Origin of the sequence: Streptomyces sp. NPDC048211 (genome assembly GCF_043202315.1) — a bacterium.
In the GTDB taxonomy this organism is placed as follows: Bacteria; Actinomycetota; Actinomycetes; order Streptomycetales; family Streptomycetaceae; genus Streptomyces.
On sequence record NZ_JBIDAD010000022.1, the window covers coordinates 19,737 to 39,561 of the forward strand.

Below are 19,825 nucleotides of genomic sequence, written 5' to 3' on the forward strand. Positions count from 1 at the left end.
GTCCGCACAGCCGCACCATCCCTCCCGTGAACCTCTCCGCCGCCACTGCGGCCTCCCGCCGGCTGCGGGGAGGTTCACGAAACTTTCGAAGAATCTTCATCGAATGCGCGTCGATCCCAGCCGAACTTTCGGGGGCGACGCGCCTCTCACAAGGGATATGTCATGCGCAAGACAACCCAAGCCGCCCTGGTCGGCAGCGCCGCCGCGGCCCTGCTCGTCTCCTCCTTCAGCCTCAGCGCATCGGCCGCGCCGGAACATCCCGGCTCCCACGGGAAGCCCAGGCCCCCCGTCGCAGACACCCTGGGCAGCCTCGGCAAGCGGGCCGGCCTGCGCATCGGCACGGCGGTCGACATGGCGGCCCTGGCCGCGGACGCGCCCTACCGGGCCAAGGCGGCGGGCGAGTTCACCTCCGTCACGCCAGAGAACGTCATGAAGTGGGAGGTCGTCGAGAAGGAGCGGGGCACCTACGACTGGGCCGCCGCCGACGAACTCGTCGACTTCGCCGGAGCCAACGGACAGCTGGTGCGCGGTCACACCCTGGTCTGGCACAACCAGCTGCCCGCCTGGCTCACCGAGGGCGACTTCGGCGCCGACGAGCTGCGCGCCATCCTCCGTCAGCACATCACCGACGAGGCCGGCCACTTCAAGGGCCGGATCTGGCAGTGGGACGTCGTCAACGAGGCCTTCAACGACGACGGCACCCTGCGCGACAGCATCTGGCTGCGGAAGCTCGGACCCGGCTACATCGCGGACGCCTTCCGCTGGGCCCACCAGGCCGACCCCAAGGCCAAGCTCTTCATCAACGACTACAACATCGAAGGCGTCAACGCGAAGAGCACCGCGCTGTACAACCTGGTCGTGGAGCTGCGCAAGCAGCACGTACCGATCGACGGCGTCGGCATCCAGGGACACCTCTCCGTCCAGTACAACGCTCCGCACGACATCGCCGACAACATGAAGCGGTTCGACGACCTCGGCCTGGAGACCGCGATCACCGAGGCCGACGTCCGCATCCCGATGCCCTCGGACAGCACCAAGCAGGAGGCACAGGCCGAGGGCTACGACGTCCTGCTGCGGGGCTGCCTGCTCACCCGGCACTGCACCGACTTCACCGTGTGGGGCTTCACCGACACGTACTCGTGGGTGCCCGGCACCTTCGAGGGTGAGGGCGCGGCCAACCTGTTCGACGAGAACTACACGGCCAAGCCCGCCTACAGCGCGCTGCGCGACGACCTGAAGCTCGCCGCGGGCCGGGGCTGACGAACCGCGATGACAACAGGCACGGAGGAGGGCCGACATGACTGACAGCCTCCGGATCACCGGAGTGACCATCACCCCGGTGGCCTTCCGGGACCCGGCGCTGCTGAACGCGGTGGGCGTGCACGAACCGTACGCGCTGCGGGCGATCGTCGAGGTGGACACCGGCGAAGGACTCGTCGGCCTCGGCGAGACCTACGCCGACGAGGGCCATCTGCGCCGCCTGCGCGCGGCCGCGGAAGCCGTCACCGGGATGGACGTGTACGCACTCGGCGCCATGCACCGCAAGGTGGCGGAGGCCCTCGCCGGGGACGACGGCACCGGCGGGTCCGGACTCACCGGGATGATCACCACCAGCAGCGCCGTCGACCGGGTCTTCTCCCCGTTCGAGGTCGCCTGTCTGGACCTCCAGGGGAAGGCCGCCGGCCGTCCGGTCAGCGATCTGCTGGGCGGCGCGGTGCGCGACTCCGTGCCGTTCAGTGCCTACCTCTTCTACAAGTGGGCCGGGCATCCCGGCGCCGAGCCCGACGACTGGGGCGCGGCGCTGGACCCGGCCGCCGTCGTCGCCCAGGCCCGGCGCATGATCACCGAGTACGGCTTCACGGCGGTCAAACTCAAGGGCGGCGTCCGGCCGCCCGAGGAGGAGATCGAGGCGGTCCTCGCCCTGCGCGAGGCCTTCCCCGGCGTGCCGCTCCGGCTCGACCCCAACGCGGCCTGGAGCGTGCCGACTTCGGTCGCGGTGGCCCGCCGGCTGGAGGGGGTCCTCGAATATCTGGAGGATCCGACCCCCGGACTCGCGGGCATGGCGGAGGTGGCGCGGCAGACACCGATCCCGCTCGCCACCAACATGTGTGTCGTCGCCTTCGAACATCTGGCGCCCGCCGTCGAGCAGCGTGCCGTACAGGTGGTGCTCTCCGACCACCACTACTGGGGCGGACTGCACCGCTCGAAGCTGCTCTCCGGGATCTGCGACAGCTTCGGCATGGGGCTGTCCATGCACTCCAACTCCCATCTCGGCATCAGCCTGGCCGCGATGACCCACCTGGCGGCCGCCACGCCCCATCTCACCTACGCCTGCGACACCCACTGGCCGTGGAAGACGGAGGAGGTCGTCGAGCCCGGGGTGCTCGAGTTCGCCGACGGGTCGGTCCGGGTCCCCACCGGGCCGGGGCTCGGTGTGGAGCTCGACCGGGACGCGCTGGCCCGGCTGCACGAGCAGTACCTCGGCTGCGGTCTGCGCAACCGGGACGACACCGGCTACATGCGGCGGATCGACCCGGACTATGAGAAGAAGTCACCGCGCTGGTGAGCCGCCGGCCTCGCCGCGGAGCCGGCTCACGGCTCCGCGGCCCCCTCTCCGTACCCCTTCGCAGGACATCGAGGATCTCTCATGGCCACTCTCGACTGGGCCGCCCTGGGCGGCTACTTCCTGGTGATGCTGCTCATCGGTCTCTGGTCGCACAGGCGCGTCGGTGACGTCAGCGACTACTTCACCGGCGGCGGCCGGATGCCCTGGTGGCTGTCCGGCATCTCCCACCACATGTCCGGCTACAGCGCCGCCGTGTTCGTCGCCTACGCGGCCATCGCCTACAGCTACGGGATCACCGTCTACGTCTGGGCGTTCCTGCCGCTCGCCCTCGGCACCGGCGTCGGTGCCTGGCTGTTCGCCCCGCGCTGGAACCGGCTGCGGCGTCGGTACGCCGTGGCCTCGCCGCTGGAGTACCTCGCCAAGCGGTACAACGTCCCCACCCAGCAGGCGCTCGCGTGGAGCGGAGCCCTGCTCAAGGTCTTCGACGTCGCCGCGAAATGGGCATCGGTGGCGGTCCTGCTCAACGTGTTCACCGGTATGTCCATGACGGCCGGCATCCTGATCACCGGTGTGGTCACGCTGCTGTACTGCACCGTCGGCGGGCTGTGGGCCGACGCGCTCACCGACTTCGGCCAGTTCGTCATCCAGGGCTTCGCGGCCCTGGCCATGGTCTGGGTCGTGCTCGACCGGCTCGGCGACGGCATATCCGGCCTCGGGACGATCTGGCACCGGCTGCCGGAGGGGCACGGCCACCCGCTCGTGGGCCCGTACACCGCCACCTTCCTGGGCGCGTACGTCGTCGTGAAGCTCTTCGAGTACAACGGCGGCATGTGGAATCTGGCCCAGCGCTACATGGCCACGGACACGCCGAAGGCCGCCCGCAGGTCGGCCGGACTCTCCGCGGTGCTGTACGTGGTGTGGCCCGCTGTTCTGCTGTTCCCGCCGCTCGCGGCGGCCGTACTCCTGCCGGACATCACCGACCCGCAGAAGGTCTACGCGCTGATGGCGGAGTCGTATCTGCCGGCGGGCCTGGTGGGGCTCACCCTGGCGGGGATGTTCTCCCACACGATGGCCATGGCATCCTCCGACGCCAACGCGGTCTCCGCCGTCGTCACCCGCGACATCATCCCGGCGCTCGTGCGCGGCGCGAGGAACCTGCCCCCGGCGACGGGGCTGCTCATCGCCCGGATCTGCACGGTCGTCTTCATCACCATCAGCATGGTCGTCGCCATCGAGGCCGATCACTTCGGCGGAGTACTGGGCATCATCGTCGGCCTGGTCGCCGCCGTGATGGGGCCGATCTCCATCCCGATGCTGCTCGGTCTGCTGCCCCTGTTCCGCAGGTGCGGCCCGCGGGCGGCGCTGTCCTCCTGGGGGCTCGGGCTGCTCGGCTACGTCCTCGTGAAGTTCGTCCTCGACAGCGCCGACCAGACCCTCGTCATCGTCACGCCGCTGGTGACCTCGCTGGTGGTGTACGTCGTCGTCGGGCTGGCCGCCCCCGAACCCGACGAGACGGCCGACGCGATTACCGCCGCGGTTTCGGGCCCCGACGGCGACGAGGAGCCGGCCGCGGCGCCGCAGGCGCAGCCCGCCGTGCCCGGCTCCACCGGCTGACCCGTCCGGTTGCCGCACGGAGAACTGCCCGGGCAGCCATCCGCCCAATTTGTCATGTATATGAACAAATAGGAGAGCAGTATGGACGACAACGTCCCGCAGTACACCGGCCGCAGAGCGGTACTGGGGCTCGGACTGGGCCTCACCGCGCTCACCGCGACCCCCCTCGGCTCCCTCCTCGGTCTGGCCGGTGAGGCGTCCGCGAGCAGCCACGGCCCCGCCGTGCGGCCGACCGACCCCGGCGCGTACATCTCGTTCACTCCCCGGCGGGGCGCGTTCGCACTCGTCAGGAACGGGCGTGCGGCCCCGATCCTGGTCAGCGACCGCGACTGGGCCGGTGTCGTCCGGGTGGCCGGCGACCTGCAGAGCGACATCGAACGGGTCACCGGCGTGCGCCCCACGCTCTCGCACGGCGCGGCACCCAAGGGGCGCGAGATCACGATCATCGGCACCGTGGGCCGCAGCCCGCTGATCGACGGACTCGTCGCCCGGGGCAAGCTCGACGTCTCCGCGATCCGGGGCAGGTGGGAGACCAGCCTCCAGACCGTCGTCGACAAGCCGCTGCCCGGTGTCGACCGGGCGTTCGTGATCGCGGGCAGTGACCAGCGCGGCACGATCTTCGGCACGTACGACGTCTCGCGCGGCATCGGTGTCTCGCCCTGGTACTGGTGGGACGACGTCGCCCCTGTGCGCCGCGACGAGATCCATGTGCTGCCCGGCCGGCACACCCAGGGCACCCCGGCCGTGAAGTACCGCGGGTTCTTCATCAACGACGAGAACCCGGCGCTCGGCACGTGGGCACCGGCGTTCTTCGGCCCCGGCAAGGCCCCTGGCTTCGAGGGCGGCTTCAACGCCGACTTCTACGCCAAGATCTTCGAAGTGATGCTGCGCCTCAAGGCCAACTACCTCTGGCCGGCGGTCTGGGGCCGCGCGTTCGCCGAGGACGACCCGAAGAACCACGCCACCGCGAAGGCGTACGGGGTCGTCATGGGCACCTCGCACGAGGCACCGATGATGCGTGGTATCGAGGAGTGGAACCGGCACGCCGTCGCCGCCGTCCGGGACGGCGCGGGCAACATCACCACCCCCGGACACGACCCCTACGGCGGCACCGGCGAGTGGTCGTTCCGGCGCAACGCCGAGGCGATCAAGGCGTACTGGGCCGACGGCATCCGGCGGATGAAGGACGAGGACTTCGAGGGCGTCGTCACCCTCGGCATGCGCGGCAACGGCGACGTCAGCCTCCCCGACGGCGACGGCATCGAGCTGATGACCGAGATCATCGCCACCCAGCGGCAGATCCTGGCCGAGGTCTCAGGCAAGGACGTCACCACGATCCCGCAGGTCTGGACGCTCTACAAGGAGGTCCAGCGCTACTGGGACCGCGGCCTGCGGGTGCCCGACGACGTCACCGTCGTCCTCACCGACGACAACTGGGCCAACATTCGTAAGCTCCCCGACCTCAAGAACGATGCGCGCGAAGGCGGTTACGGCCTCTACTACCACTTCGACTACGTCGGGGTGGGTCGCAACTACAAGTGGGTGGACACCACTTCGCTGCCCAACATGTGGGACCAGCTCCACCAGTCCGTCGCCTACGGCAACCACGGCCTGTGGATCACCAACGTCGGCGACCTCAAGGGAAACGAACTGCCCACCCAGTTCTTCCTGGAGTACGCCTGGAACCCCGGGCGCTGGACGCTGGACCGGCTGCCGGAGTGGGAGGAGCGGTACGCGCGGCAGAACTTCGGCGAGAAGGAGGCGGCCGCGGTGGCCGGCGTGCTGCGCACGTACGCCCGGCTCCAGTCGCGGCGCAAGCCCGAACTGCTCAACCGGAGGATCACCCTCGACCCGGTCAAGGACCCCGCCACGGACAGCTCGGCGATCGTCTACGACGACCGGGCGACTCCGTTCAGCATCGTCGACTACCGCGAACTGGAGCGGGTCACCGAGGAATGGCGCACGCTCGGCGCCGAGGCCGAACGGGTCGGGCGCCGGCTGCCCGCCTCCGCCCAGGACGCCTGGTACGAACTCGTCGGGTACGCGGTGCAGGCCACCGCCAATCTGTACGCCCTGCGCGCGGCAGAGTTCACCAACCTGCACTACGCCGGACAGGGCAGGGCGCTCACCAACGACCTGGCGGCCGCCGCCGAGGCCCGGCTCGCCGACGACCTGGCCCTGGCCGACCGCTTCAACGCCCAGGTCGCAGGGGGCAAGTGGCAGGGCTTCCAGACCCAGCCCCACATCGACTACGGCGATGTGGAGCGTTACGGCCCGAACGCTCCCTGGCAGCAGCCCGAGATCAACAACGTCGCGCTCAAGGACGTGCTCTTCCCGGCGGTCAAGCGCATCGACCTGCCCGCGGGCGCCGAGATGGGCGTGGCCGTCGACGGCTCGGCCGCATGGTGGCCGCACGAGCAGAGCCCGGCCGTACTACCGGTCTTCAGCCCGTACCAGAGCCAGCCCGCCCAGTACATCGAGGTGTTCAACCGGGGCCGTGCCCCGTTCGACTACCGCGTGCGCACCGGTGCCTCCTGGCTGATCGCGGACCGCGTCCGGGGCCGCGTCGAAGGGCAGGACCGGATCACGCTGCGCGTCGACTGGGCCAGGGCCCCGAAGGGGGTCACCGAGGTGCCGGTCACCGTCACCGGGCCGGACGGTGCCGAGGTGGTCGTCACGGCGGTCGTCGACCGTCCCGCGCTGTCCCGCTCGCGGCTCGACGGCTTCGTCGAGGCCAACGGGTACGTCTCCGTCGAGGCCGACCACTACAGCCGGGCCGTCGACGGCGGTGGCATCAGCTGGCAGCGCATCCCGGACATCGGCCGGACCGGAGCCGGGATGGAGCCCTTTCCGGTCACCGCCGTCCGGCAGACCCCCGGCGGCGGCAGCCCGCGGCTGGAGTACCGGATGAGCCTGTTCACGACCGGTCCCGTCACCGTGCACGCGTACCTGTCGCCCCGCAACAACGCGCTGCCGACCGACGGACTGACGTACGCGGTCTCCTTCGACGACGCGGCACCGCAGTCGGTGAACGTCACCAAGGTGACGGGAGCGGATGACGGGACCATGAACGCGCAGTGGGCCCGCCACACCTCCGACAACGTCACCCTCACCAGTACGGTGCACCACATCGGCGCCGCCGGAGTGCATGTGCTGAAATTCTGGATGGTCGACCCCACGGTCGTGCTGCAGAACCTGGTGGTGGACACCGGCGGTCTCAAGCCCAGCTATCTGGGCCCGCCGGAGAGCCTCCGGCTGCACTGAGCCCGGCGCCCGGGGGCCGGGGCCCGGGCAGGAGGAGAGCGGAGCGAATGAAGAGCGGTAGCGACGACACCGGTGCGCCGGCCGAATACCTGGAGGTGACCCCCGTGGGCACGGGGGTCGAGATCAGGGCCGGCGCACCGACGGGGGAGCTCACCCTGATCTGCACCCCGGAGCGGGCCCGGGAACTGGCCACCGCTCTCGGCCTCGCGGCGGACGAGGCCGAGAGCGCGCGGTCGGCGGACCCGGTCACGGTCAGGGCGGACGAACTGCGCCGCGGGGACGTGCGCGACGGCGACCGCGCCATGACGGTGGACGCCGTACGGATCGACGGGGCCACCGCCCACGTCACCTGGAAGTCGGGGGCCGGCCGCAGCTGGAACCAGCTGTACGACGCCGGCGCCCGCATCACGCTCCGCCGCCGCGGCCGGTGACATCCCGGTCCGGTCGCCCTCGCGCGCCGGGCCGTATGCCGGTCGGCGGCCTCGTCCCGCCGCGCACCGCCGCGGGACGAGGCGCACCCTGGAGGGGAGGCTCCGGAGGTGAGCGCCATGACACAGACGGCTGTCGGATGGCACATCGAGCTGGAATTCGAGGAAGACACCCATCGCACGCGCGCTGCCGCTCTGGTGCGGCTGTCCGACGGGAGCGAGGTACGTGCCCACGGCTATGCAAGCCGACACCCCTCCGACTCCGAACAGCCCAGGGTGGGCGAGGAGATCGCGGGGGCCCGCGCACTCAACGAACTGGCGATGAAGCTGCTGACCAAGGCCCACGACGAGATCGACGAGGCATCCGGCCGCACGTCGTACCCGCTGACCTGAGCGGGGGTGTCCTGGGTTCTCCGTTCCGCCCTTGTACGAGAGGCATCGTAATTTGACGGACGTCGTAGTACGGGATGTATCGTACTAGCGATCCTTCCGTACCCGGCGAAACGGAGTCCGTCGTGAGTGCCCTTTTCGACCCCTTCACCCTGCGGTCGCTTGTCGTGCCCAACCGGGTATGGATGGCACCCATGTGCCAATACAGCGCCGCTCCGGAGGGGCCGGAAACGGGCGTGCCCACCGACTGGCACTTCGCGCATCTCGCGGCCCGCGCCACGGGCGGCACCGGTCTGATCCTCACCGAGGCGACGGCCGTCAGCCCCGAGGGGCGGATCAGCCCGGCCGACCTCGGCATCTGGAACGACACCCAGGCCGCCGCGTTCCGCCGCATCACCGACTTCGTCAGGGCGCAGGGATCGGTCGCCGGAATCCAGTTGGCCCATGCCGGCCGCAAGGCGTCCACCGCCGCTCCCTGGACCGGCGGCGGACCCGTCGGCCCCGAGGCGCACGGCTGGACGCCCGTCGCCCCCAGCCCGCTGCCCTTCGATGACGGATACCCGGCACCGCACGAGCTGACCGCCGACGAGATCCAGGCGGTCGTCGCGGACTTCCGCGAGGCCGCCCGCCGCGCGCTCGAAGCGGGCTTCCAGGTCGCCGAGGTGCACGGCGCGCACGGCTACCTCGTCGGACAGTTCCTCTCGCCGCACAGCAACCACCGCACCGACGCGTACGGCGGCAGCTTCGAGAACCGGATCCGCTTCGCCCTCCAGGTGGTCGACGCCGTACGCGAGGTATGGCCCGAGGACCTTCCGGTCTTCTTCCGGATCTCCGCCACCGACTGGCTCACCGAGAACGCCGAGGACGAGCGAGAGGGCTGGACCGCCGACGAGACCGTGCGCCTGGCCGGGGAACTCCGCGCCCACGGCGTCGACCTGCTGGACGTCTCCACCGGCGGCAACGCCCCCCGCGCGCGCATCGCCACCGGCCCCGGCTACCAGGTCCCCTTCGCCGAGCGCGTGAAGCGGGAGACCTCGCTCCCCGTCGCGGCCGTGGGCCTGATCACCGACCCGCAGCACGCCGAGAAGATCCTCGGCGAGGGCAGCGCGGACGCCGTGCTCCTCGGCCGCGAACTGCTGCGCAACCCGTCGTGGGCGCGCCATGCGGCCCGCGAGCTGAGTGGCACGGTCCATGCTCCCGAGCAGTACGGCTACGCGATCTGACCGCGCGCCCTGACGACCTGGTGCGCGATGGGGTGCGGGCTCCCCGTCCACTCTCCCTCGCACCCCAGGCATAAAGCGCCTCCGCCCTCCTCGCGCGTCCCGGCCGTCTCCGGGCCCGCGGGGAGGGCGGTTGCGTGCGTACCGTCCGGATCGCGGCATCCGTTCACCGCGCGTTCACCCGGGATGCCGGCCGGGGCATTCCCTCCTGCGCCCCGGGGATCTACGCTCGGCCGCGAATCGATCAACGTTGCCGGCCGGATCCCGGGCTCTGACAACGTTGTCCGGACTTTCCTGGAAGGTACCGCGACATGCCCCCCAGACCGCTGACCGCGACTCGGCGCCTCGCCGCGCGAACAGCCGCCGTGGTCATCACCGGCACGCTGGCCGCCGCCGTCCTGCCGCCCGCCGCGCAGGCCGCGGCGCCCGTCACCCGCCCCACCGCCTACGTGGACCCGCTGATCGGCAGTGCCAACGGCGGCAACACCTTTCCCGGCGCCACCCTCCCGTACGGGATGATCGCCTGGTCGCCGACGAGCACCACGGGCGACCAGACCAGCACCGGCGCCGCGAACGGCTACGAGTACGGCGCCACCCGGCTGCGCGGACTGAGCCTCACCCATGTCAACGGCGCCGGCTGCAACCCCGGTGCGGCCGGTGACATCCCGATCATGCCCTTCGTGGGCGACGTCACCACCTCGCCGTCCGCCGACACCAAGGACGCCGTCTACGCGGCGAACTTCTCGCACGACGACGAGCGTGCTGTCCCGGGCCGCTACACCCTCGGCCTCGACTCGGGCGCCGTCGCCGACCTCGCGGTGAGCCGCCGCGCCGGTGTGGCCGACTTCGGTTTCCCGGCAGGGAAGCCCGCCAACCTCCTCTTCCGGGTCTCCAATTCGCTCAACGGCAGCGAGGACGCCCAGGTGGCGATCGACACCGCGCACCGGAAGGTCACCGGATCGGTCCTCACCGGGGCCTTCTGCGGCCGGCGCGCCAACGGCGGCACCAACAACCGCAAGAGCTACTACCGCCTCTACTTCAGCGCCTCCTTCGACCGAGCCTTCTCCTCCACCGGCACCTGGAAGGACGGCACGATCGCCCCCGGCTCGACCACCGGCGGCGGAGGCGAGGGCTACGCCACGGGAGCGGACCGGGCCGGCCGCGGATCGGGCGGCTGGGTCGGCTTCGACACCACGTCCGACCGCGACGTCCACATGCGGATCGGCATCTCCTACGTCAGCCAGGCAGGCGCCGAGGCCAACCTGAAGGCGGAGATCGCCCCGCGCGCGGGGGTGGACGACGTGGCGGCCGCCGCGAGCCGGGCCTGGGACCGGGAGCTGAACTCCGTACGCACGGGCGGCGGCACCGAGGCCCAGCGCACCACCTTCTACACGGCGCTCTACCACTCCCTGATGCAGCCCAACCTGGTCAGCGACACCGACGGCCGCTACCCGGGGATGGACGGCCGACCGCACCGGATCGAGCGGGGGCAGGGAGCGCAGTACAGCAACTTCTCCGGCTGGGACCAGTACCGGGCCCAGATACAACTGCTCGCCCTCCTCAAACCGGAGATCGCAGGCGACTTCGCCCAGTCGCTGTACAACTTCGCCCGGCAGAACGGCGGTGTGTGGGACCGCTGGGTCCACATCAACGGCGCCACCCATGTCATGACCGGTGACCCCACCGCGGCCACGCTCGCCACGTTCTACGCCATGGGGGTACGGAACTTCGACTACGAGGGGGCGTACGCGTCGCTGGCGCGACAGGCGACCGTCCCCGTCGGCGACGGACTCTCGGACGCCGGCTGCCCGGGGCAGTGCACAGGTCAGCGGCCCAACCTGGCCCAGTACCTGGAGTCCCACTACGCGCCGCAGGACGTCTGCCACTGCTGGGGCGGGGCCGCCGAGACGCTGGAGGACGCGGTCGCGGACGCCGCGCTCGGGCGCTGGGCCGAACTGCTCGGGCGTGACGAGGAGGCCAGGGCCTTCGAGGAGCGCGGCGGCTGGTGGCGCAACGTGTACAACGCGCAGGCCACGGACGGGGCGGGCACCGACGGCTACATCCAGGCGCGCAACGTCGACGGCTCCTGGGTCGGTCCGTTCAGCCCGGGCAGCGACCGCGGCTTCGCGCAGGGCACCAGCGCGACGTACACCTGGATGGTCCCGCAGGACGTCCAGGGGCTCGCGGAGGCGATGGGTGGCCGGGACGTCGCGGCCCGGCGCCTGGACGGCTTCTTCCACAAGGCGGACGGGTCCTGGTCGGTGAAGGGCGGGGACGCGGTGCGCTACGACCCCACCAATGAGCCGGGGATCCACGCCCCTTGGCTCTACAACGCGCTCGGGCAGCCGTGGAAGACCCAGGAGACCGTCCGCGAGATCCTGAACACGGTCTACGGTACGGGCCCGCGGGGTCTGCCGGGCAACGACGACCTGGGCACCATGTCCGCCTGGTACGTCTTCTCCGCGCTGGGACTGTACCCGCAGGCGCCGGGCGGCGGCGAACTGCTGCTGGGCGCGCCGTTGTTCCCGAAGGCGGTGATCGACCGGCCGCACGGCAGGGACATCACGATCACCGCGCCGGCCGCCGACGCCGCCCATCCGTACATCGACGCGGTGACGGTCGACGGGCGCGCGCATGACCGCTCGTGGACGGACGCGAGTCTTCTCACCAGGGGAGGCTCGCTCGGCTACCGCCTGTCGGCCACGGCCAACACCTCGTGGGCCACTGCACCTTCGGGGCTGCCGCGCTAGCCGGACGGTGACCGTGTGCCGGATCGCCGCTCCTCGTACGCGGCGATCCGGCACAGACGCGGCGCGGCTCCGGCACCAGATTTTCTATCGTTGAAAATTCCCTGTGCATGACTGTTGTTTTGCGTTTGATGCTGTGGCTCAATGTTCGATTGTGTGCTGTGCCTCACAGGTTCGAGGCACTTCAGCTCTCTCGACAGGACGACGCCTTGAGACGACAAATGCCCCGCCCCCGCGCTCTGTTCCGAACGGCGGCCGTGGCCGCAGCGCTGCTGATCCCCGTCGGGGCCACTCTGGTCCCGGCCGCCGCTGCCACCCCCGCCGCAGCCGCCGGCGCCGCCACCGCGACCACGTTCAAGGCCGGCGACCCGGCCACCACCGCCCACGGCCTGAAGGGCGAGTACTTCAGCATGTCCGCGCCCGGCGCGCGGGACTTCGACAAGCTCGGCGGGGTCGCCCTCGACCCGCAGATCAACTTCCCCGGTCTCACCGGCACGTTCGAGTCCACCACCGGCCGGACCGAGAACACCACCGCCCGCTGGACCGGCAGCATCACGGCCCCGGAGGACGGCGACTACACCTTCGCCGCCAGCGGCGACAACGGCTTCCGGCTCTTCATCGACGGCCAGGTGGTCATCGACCACTGGGAGCCGGACTGGGACAACGAGCAGACCAGCAAGCCGGTCGCGCTCAAGGCCGGTGTGCCGCACACGTTCAAGCTGGAGATGTTCCAGGACACCGGCGGCGCCAACATGTTCCTGCGCTGGTCCAGCGCGACGCTCGCCCGGCAGATCGTGCCCGAGTCGGCCTTCACCCCGCCGGCGGACTTCGAGGTCTACCCCATCGGGCTGAGCGTCGCGGACGACGGCCTGAGGCTCCTCGCGACGTTCGAGGACAAGGTCACCGACTACGCGGCGCTGAAGGACCACCTCACCATCGAGGCCGACACCTCGCCGATCCCGGTCAAGTCCGTCGCCCCGGTGCCCGGCAACGCCAAGGCCCTGGCCGTCACCCTGACCGGGCCCGTTCTCAAGGGCCAGCAGGTCAGGTTCGCGTACGACGGTGAAGCGGGCCTCCTGGCCGGTGGCAAGGCCGTTCCGCAGATCAGCCGCACGGCCACGAACCTGTCCACGCACCGGCTGACCACGGCCTTCGGCGACAAGGTCGACCGCAACCACCCGCTGCCCGAGTACCCCCGGCCGCAGCAGGTGCGCGACGACTGGAAGAACCTCAACGGCCCGTGGGAGTTCGCCGGGGCGAAGGCCGGCGAGAAGCCCGTCTTCGGCAAGAAGCTCGGTGAGCGCATCACCGTGCCCTACCCGGTCGAGTCACAGCTCTCCGGTCTCGAGCGCCACGAAGACCACATGTTCTACCGCAAGCTCGTCACCGTCCCGAAGAACTGGGCCGTCAAGAGCGACCAGCAGGGCAAGGGCAACGGCAACCGCCTGAAGCTCAACTTCGGTGCCGTCGACTACCAGGCCACCGTCTGGGTCAACGGCAAGCAGGTCGCCGAGCACACCGGCGGCTACACCGCCTTCACCGCGGACATCACCGACGCGGTCAAGGGCAACGGCCCGCAGGAGATCGTCGTCGCGGTCACCGACACCACCGGCGCCGACCAGCCCACGGGCAAGCAGTCCGCCAACCCCGGCGGCATCTTCTACACCGCCTCCTCCGGCATCTGGCAGACCGTGTGGATGGAGCCCGTCGCCCCGGCGGCCGTCGACTCCCTGACGACCACCCCGGACATCGACAAGGGCCGGCTCGCCCTGACGGTCAACTCCGAGGACGCCTCGGCCTCCGCCCGGATCACAGCCGTCGCCCGCGACAAGAAGGGCAAGGTCGTCGGCAGGGTCACCGGCCCGGCCAACCGTGAGCTGAGCCTGCCGGTCGCGAAGCAGCACCTGTGGACGCCTGACGACCCCTACCTCTACGACCTGAAGGTCACCCTCGACGACGGCCGCTCCAAGGACGCCGTCGACAGCTACTTCGGTATGCGGTCCTTCGGTGTCGCCGAAGTCGGCGGCTATCAGAAGCTGGTCCTCAACGGGAAGCCGTTCTTCTCTCTCGCCCAGCTCGACCAGGGCTTCTACCCCGACGGCCTGAACACGGCCCCCAGCGACTCCGCCCTGCTCTTCGACCTGAAGGCGCAGAAGGACCTCGGCTTCAACTCCGTGCGCAAGCACATCAAGGTCGAGCCCGCACGCTGGTACTACCACGCCGACCAGCTGGGTCTGCTGGTGTGGCAGGACTTCGTCTCCGGCAACCTCACCGGCGAGAAGGGCCACAAGGCCTTCCTCGACCAGGGCGCCGAGATGATGAAGCAGCTGCACAACTACCCCTCGATCGGTGCCTGGATCGTCTTCAACGAAGGCTGGGGCGAGTGGGACCGCACCGAGACCGGCAAGATCACCGAGCAGGTCCAGGCCGCCGACCCCTCCCGCGTCGTCAACGCCCACAGCGGTGTCAACTGCTGCAACTCCAAGGGTGACTCGGGCAAGGGCGACATCATCGACCACCACGACTACAACAACACCGACCCGGCCTTCCCGGACGACAAGCGTGCGGCGATGGACGGCGAGCACGGCGGCTTCACCCTGCGGATGCCCGGGCACATGTGGCCCGGCGCGCCCACCGCGATCTACAGCGGTGTCGCCGACAAGGCCGCGCTGACCGCCAAGTACGTCGAGAACACCCGTAAGTACTACCTGGAAGCGGCCGGCGCCGAACTCTCCGGCTCCATCTACACCCAGGTGACCGACCTGGAGAACGAGCTCAACGGTCTCTGGACGTACGACCGCCGTGAGATCAAGGTCGACCCCGCCCCGGTGCGCGCGATCAACCGGGAGGTCATCGCCGCCGGCGCGGCCGCCGGCGAGCGGGACGAGATCAAGGGCGGCGGCGCCTGGTCCCTCGACGAGAACAAGGGCACCGAGGCCGCCGACAGCGGGCCGAACCACAAGAACCTCACCCTTTCCGAAGGCACGTCCTGGACGGCCGGCGTGCACGGCTCGGCGCTCAAGTTCGACGGTGACGGCCAGTACGCCGAGACCGACGGCCCGGTCGTCGACACCACCGGCGACTACACCGTCTCCGCCTGGGCGTCGCTGGACGCGCTCCCCGGCAACTACGCCACCGTCGTCAGCCAGGACGGCCGGCGCCAGGAGAACCCGTTCTACCTCCAGTACGGTCAGGGCGGATTCGCCTTCTCCACCCCGGGCGCCCACCGCGCCCGGCTGGAGATGACGCCCGAGCTCGGCCGGTGGTACCACGTGGTGGGTGTCCGCAGCGGTGACGAGATCAAGCTGTACGTCGACGGCAAGCTCGCCGCGACCGCGCCGGCCGGATCGGCGGACGTCAGCAGTGGCGCCCTGTCCGTGGGCCGCGCCAAGTGGGGCGGCGGGAACACCGACTTCTGGAACGGTTCGGTCGATCAGGTCGCCGTGTACGACAGGGCACTGACCGCCGACGAGGTGAGCGCCCTGCACGACACCGAGCAGCCGTAGTCGTCGGCTGTTCGTGACGTGTCGTAGAACAGAACACTGAGCCGCTGCCTGCTGCCGCCCCGTGCGGCAGCAGGCAGCGGCATCTGTGGATCCGGCCCGGTGCCCGCGGACGGGAGAGGCCCTCGACCGCAAGCCGGCAGCCTGTGCCGTCGAGGGCGACTGTCAGCTGCTTGCGGGGAAGGGCGGTCCGGGAGGCCCGGGGCCGGGCAGGACCGCAGCTCAGGACCACGGGTGGTAAGGCAGGCGGCCGCCTCGCCCCGGTTACGCCGCGGTGGCGTTCGGGCGACGAGCAGACGGAGGCCGAGATCCGCCGCGTCGAGGCCGGTGAGATCGCCTTTGCGCTCGCCCCACCGGCGGAGCCGGGGCCGCCCCGAGGCTCCGTACCGCCCGCTGCGAGGCCTCCGGCCCCACTCGCGGGTGAGCCGGAACCGGTCCTGCCCATCCGTGCTCGTTGGTGTCGAACGTGAGCACGAGGGTCAGGAGCCCAACGGCTCAGCCGGTGTCCAGGCACCTGAAACGGCAAAGGCAAGGAGAAAGATCTCTCCTTGCCGTACTCAACTTATAGCGCGTCGGGGGGCTTGCCGCAAGGCCCGGGTCACGGTGCAGAATCATCGGCCGATGCCACAACCTGCGGAAATGGAGCACGAGTGCGTGTGTTGTTGCCCGTGTACGGGGGACGCGGTGACGTCGAATCAGAGGTGCGGCCGGCAGAGCGGCCGCGAGCGCTCGGGGCGGTGCTGCGGGGATGGACGCCGCCCGACTCGTCGGAGGCGAGGGAACCAGGGATGAGGACGTGCTCGACAAGCGGTTCGACAGAGTGGGCGGCGCCGGTGATGCGACCGGCCGTCGCAGGACGACGGAGCACGGCAGCCTCGGAGGTATCGCCATGACGGAGCAGTACGTTCGGGATCTGGAAGAGGCCGACGAGACGCAGGTGGCGGTCGTCGGCGGCAAGGGCGCGCACCTGGGCGCGTTGTCGCGGATCGAAGGCGTCCGTGTGCCGGGTGGCTTCTGTATCACGACGGACGCGTTCAGGAGGATCATGGCGGACGCGTCGGTCGGCGACCGGCTGGACCGGCTGGCGGGCGTGGACCCGGACGACCGGGAGACGATCCGCACGCTCAGCGCGCAGATCCGTCGGACCATCGAGGGAATCGCCGTCCCGGAAGGTCTCGCGGCGGCGATCACCGGCGCGCTCGCCCGCCACGGCGAGCAGGCCCCGTACGCCGTCAGGTCCAGCGCGACCGCGGAGGACCTGCCGACGGCCTCGTTCGCCGGCCAGCAGGACACGTACCTGAACGTCGTCGGGCCGACGGCGGTCCTGCGCCACATCAGCCGGTGCTGGGCCTCCCTGTTCACCGAGCGGGCCGTGACCTACCGCCGACGGAACGGCATCGACCACCGTGCGGTCCACATGGCCGTGGTCGTGCAGAGGATGGTCTTCCCGCAGACGTCCGGCATCCTGTTCACGGCCGACCCCGTCACGGGCAACCGGACGGTCGCCACCGTGGACGCCGGCTTCGGCCTGGGAGAGGCCCTGGTCTCCGGCCTGGTGAACCCGGACGTCTTCAAGGTGCGCAACGGTGAAGTCGTCGCCAGGACGATCTCCGCCAAACAGCGTGCCGTGCACGCCCTGCCGACCGGCGGTACGCAGGAAGTGACGGTCGACGCGCAGCGGCAGAAGCAGCCCGCGCTGACGGACGAGCAGGCCGTGCGGCTCGTGCGGCTGGGGCGGCGGATCGAAGCACACTTCGGCCGCCCGCAGGACATCGAATGGTGCCTGGCCGACGACGGGTTCCAGATCGTGCAGAGCCGGCCGATCACGACGCTGTTCCCCGTGCCCGAGGCCGACGACGAGGAGAATCACGTCTACGTCTCCGTCGGCCATCAGCAGATGATGACCGATCCCATGAAGCCCCTGGGCTTCTCCCTGTGGCAGCAGACGGCCATGGTGGCGATGCACGAGGCAGGCGGGAGGCTGTTCGTCGACGTCACCGGGCGCCTGGCATCGCCCGTGAGCCGCGCCGGTCTCCTGGACGTCATGGGGAAGGGCGATCCGCTGGTCAGGGACGCCCTGGAGACCGTCCTGGACCGCGATGGCTTCGTCCCGTCGCTTCCGGACGCGGGACCCGGCGGACCGCCGGCCCGCAGTGCGCCCGCTCCGATCGCGACCGATCCGGCCGTCGTCACCGAGCTGATCGAACGCAGCCGGGAGTCCGTCGCCGCGCTGGAGCGCGACATCCGGACGAAGACCGGACCGGCACTGTTCGACTTCCTTCTGGAGGCCTTCGCCGAGCACAAGCGCGTCCTCGGCGACCCACTGAGCATGCAAGTGATCATGGCCGGGATGGAGGCCACCTGGTGGCTCAACGACAAGCTGGAGGAGTGGCTGGGCGAGAAGAACGCGGCTGACACGCTCACGCTGTCCGCCCCCGACAACATCACCTCGGAGATGGGACTGGCGCTGCTCGACGTCGCGGACGCGATCCGCCCGTATCCGGAGGTGGTGGAGTTCCTCCGGGGCGTCGAGCACGTCGGGGACGAGGCGTTCCTGGACGAGCTGGCGAAGGTCGCGGGCGGGAGCGGGGCGCGCGATGCGATCGAGGCCTATCTCGACCGGTACGGCGTGCGCTGCGTCGGAGAGATCGACATCACGAGGCCGCGGTGGAGCGAGCGCCCCACCACGCTCGTGCCCGTGATCCTCGACAACGTCAGGAACTTCGGGCCGGGCGCCGCCGAGCAGCGCTTCGAGCAGGGGCGGCAGAAGGCCCTGGAAAAGGAGCGGGACGTACTGTCCCGCTTGCGTGCCCTGCCGGACGGGGACCGGAAGGCGGACGAGACCAAGGGCATGATCGACCGTGTCCGCACCTTCATCGGGTACCGGGAGTACCCGAAGTACGGCATCATCAGCCGCTACTTCGTCTACAAGCAGGCTCTGCTGGCTGAGGCGGAGCGCCTCGTGCGGGCCGATGTGCTTGCGGAGAAGGAGGACATCTTCTACCTCACGTTCCAGGAGCTCCACGACGTGGTGCGTTCGAACGAGGTGGACGACGAGCTGATCCAGCAGCGCAAGGACGCGTTCCGGTCGTACCACGCGCTCACGCCGCCCCGGGTCCTCACGTCGGACGGTGAGGCCCTCACTGGCGCGTACCGGCGCGACGACGCGCCCGACGGAGCCCTGATCGGCCTGGCGGTCTCCTCCGGGACCGTGGAGGGGAGGGCCCGTGTCATCCTCGACATGGCGCAGGCCGATCTCGAAGCGGGCGACATCCTGGTCACGGCCTTCACGGACCCCAGCTGGTCGCCCCTGTTCGTGGGCATCGCGGGCCTGGTGACGGAGGTCGGCGGTCTGATGACGCATGGCGCGGTGATCGCCCGGGAGTACGGCCTGCCGGCCGTCGTGGGCGTGGAGGGGGCCACCCGGCTGATCCGGGACGGGCAGCGGATCCGTGTGCACGGAACCGACGGGTACGTCGAGATCCTGCCTTGACCGGCCGCACGGACAGGAGCAGCCGTGGCTCCGGGCCGGACGGAGCCGGCATGACCACCGTGGGGTTCGAGGAAGGGGAGATCCGGCGCCGCCGCGACGCCGACCTGAACGCGTGCGTCGCGGCGCTGGCCACCGTGCACGAGGCGGACCGCTACCCCGCCGAGTGGCCCGCCGACCCGGCGGGCTGGCTGACGCCCGATGACATCCTCGATGTCTGGGTCGCCGTGGCGGGCCCGGATGTCCTGGGGCACGTGGCGCTGACCCGTACGGACCAGGTCCTGGCGGCGGACGCGGGACTGCCGCCGGAGGAACTGGCCTCGGTGGCGCGGCTGTTCGCCACGGCTTCTGCCCGTCGGCGCGGCGTGGCACGAGCGCTGCTCGACACCGTGACGACGGCCGCGGCAGCCGAGGGCCGGCGACTGGTCCTGGAGGTGGAGGACGGCGGCAGGGCGGCCGTCGCCCTCTACGAACGCACGGGGTGGCGCCGTGCCGGCAGCCGCCCCGGCGACTGGACGACGGCCGACGGCCGGACGGCGCTGCTGCACACGTACGTGGCGCCGGCCTAGGCCCCTTCGTCCGGGTGGGCCGGGTCGGGGAGCG

General features: G+C 70.5%; 11 protein-coding genes and 1 pseudogene. 11 read left to right on the forward strand and 1 reads right to left on the reverse strand.

Features of this window, described 5'->3' with window-relative positions:
* The first annotated feature begins 162 nt into the window (after nt 1-162).
* The 9 genes from ACGFZA_RS39405 to ACGFZA_RS39445 all read left to right on the forward strand — a co-directional run bounded on the left by ACGFZA_RS39405 (nt 163) and on the right by ACGFZA_RS39445 (nt 15,735).
* Nucleotides 163-1,260 (forward strand): endo-1,4-beta-xylanase, encoded by a 1,098-nt coding sequence (locus ACGFZA_RS39405; protein WP_393685622.1) that lies wholly within the window; start codon nt 163-165, stop codon nt 1,258-1,260.
* A 37-nt stretch (nt 1,261-1,297) separates the two neighbouring features.
* Complete coding sequence (locus tag ACGFZA_RS39410) at nt 1,298-2,566, forward strand: glucarate dehydratase family protein (RefSeq protein WP_393685624.1); 1,269 nt, start codon at nt 1,298-1,300, stop codon at nt 2,564-2,566.
* Between the two features lie 81 nt (nt 2,567-2,647).
* Nucleotides 2,648-4,180: a sodium:solute symporter family protein gene (locus ACGFZA_RS39415; RefSeq protein ID WP_393685626.1), complete on the forward strand. Its 1,533-nt coding sequence runs from the start codon at nt 2,648-2,650 to the stop codon at nt 4,178-4,180.
* An 81-nt stretch (nt 4,181-4,261) separates the two neighbouring features.
* Nucleotides 4,262-7,444 carry a glycosyl hydrolase 115 family protein gene (locus ACGFZA_RS39420; protein WP_393685628.1) on the forward strand — a complete coding sequence of 1,061 codons (3,183 nt, stop codon included), beginning with the start codon at nt 4,262-4,264 and terminating at the stop codon, nt 7,442-7,444.
* Between the two features lie 47 nt (nt 7,445-7,491).
* Nucleotides 7,492-7,875: a hypothetical protein gene (locus ACGFZA_RS39425; protein WP_385282381.1), complete on the forward strand. Its 384-nt coding sequence runs from the start codon at nt 7,492-7,494 to the stop codon at nt 7,873-7,875.
* A gap of 117 nt (nt 7,876-7,992) precedes the next feature.
* A complete protein-coding gene (locus ACGFZA_RS39430; RefSeq protein WP_219572999.1) occupies nt 7,993-8,265 on the forward strand; it encodes a DUF1876 domain-containing protein in 273 nt (90 codons plus the stop codon).
* A gap of 122 nt (nt 8,266-8,387) precedes the next feature.
* Nucleotides 8,388-9,485 (forward strand): NADH:flavin oxidoreductase/NADH oxidase, encoded by a 1,098-nt coding sequence (locus ACGFZA_RS39435; protein WP_393685630.1) that lies wholly within the window; start codon nt 8,388-8,390, stop codon nt 9,483-9,485.
* 308 nt (nt 9,486-9,793) lie between these two features.
* Nucleotides 9,794-12,232, forward strand: a complete 2,439-nt coding sequence (locus ACGFZA_RS39440) for a GH92 family glycosyl hydrolase (RefSeq protein ID WP_393685632.1) — start codon at nt 9,794-9,796, stop codon at nt 12,230-12,232.
* Nucleotides 12,233-12,450: 218 nt separating this feature from the next.
* Nucleotides 12,451-15,735: a LamG-like jellyroll fold domain-containing protein gene (locus tag ACGFZA_RS39445; RefSeq protein WP_393685634.1), complete on the forward strand. Its 3,285-nt coding sequence runs from the start codon at nt 12,451-12,453 to the stop codon at nt 15,733-15,735.
* A 281-nt stretch (nt 15,736-16,016) separates the two neighbouring features.
* On the opposite strand, the pseudogene ACGFZA_RS39450 reads toward ACGFZA_RS39445, so the two are convergent.
* Nucleotides 16,017-16,149: pseudogene (locus ACGFZA_RS39450) on the reverse strand (MerR family transcriptional regulator); the annotation flags it as partial.
* A 472-nt stretch (nt 16,150-16,621) separates the two neighbouring features.
* On the opposite strand from ACGFZA_RS39450, the gene rph reads away from it, so the two are divergent.
* The gene (gene rph, locus ACGFZA_RS39455) at nt 16,622-19,225 is read left to right on the forward strand and encodes a rifamycin-inactivating phosphotransferase (protein WP_393685674.1); all 2,604 of its coding nucleotides are present in this window, start codon (nt 16,622-16,624) and stop codon (nt 19,223-19,225) included.
* A gap of 50 nt (nt 19,226-19,275) precedes the next feature.
* Nucleotides 19,276-19,791: a GNAT family N-acetyltransferase gene (locus tag ACGFZA_RS39460; protein WP_393685636.1), complete on the forward strand. Its 516-nt coding sequence runs from the start codon at nt 19,276-19,278 to the stop codon at nt 19,789-19,791.
* Nucleotides 19,792-19,825: the final 34 nt, after the last annotated feature.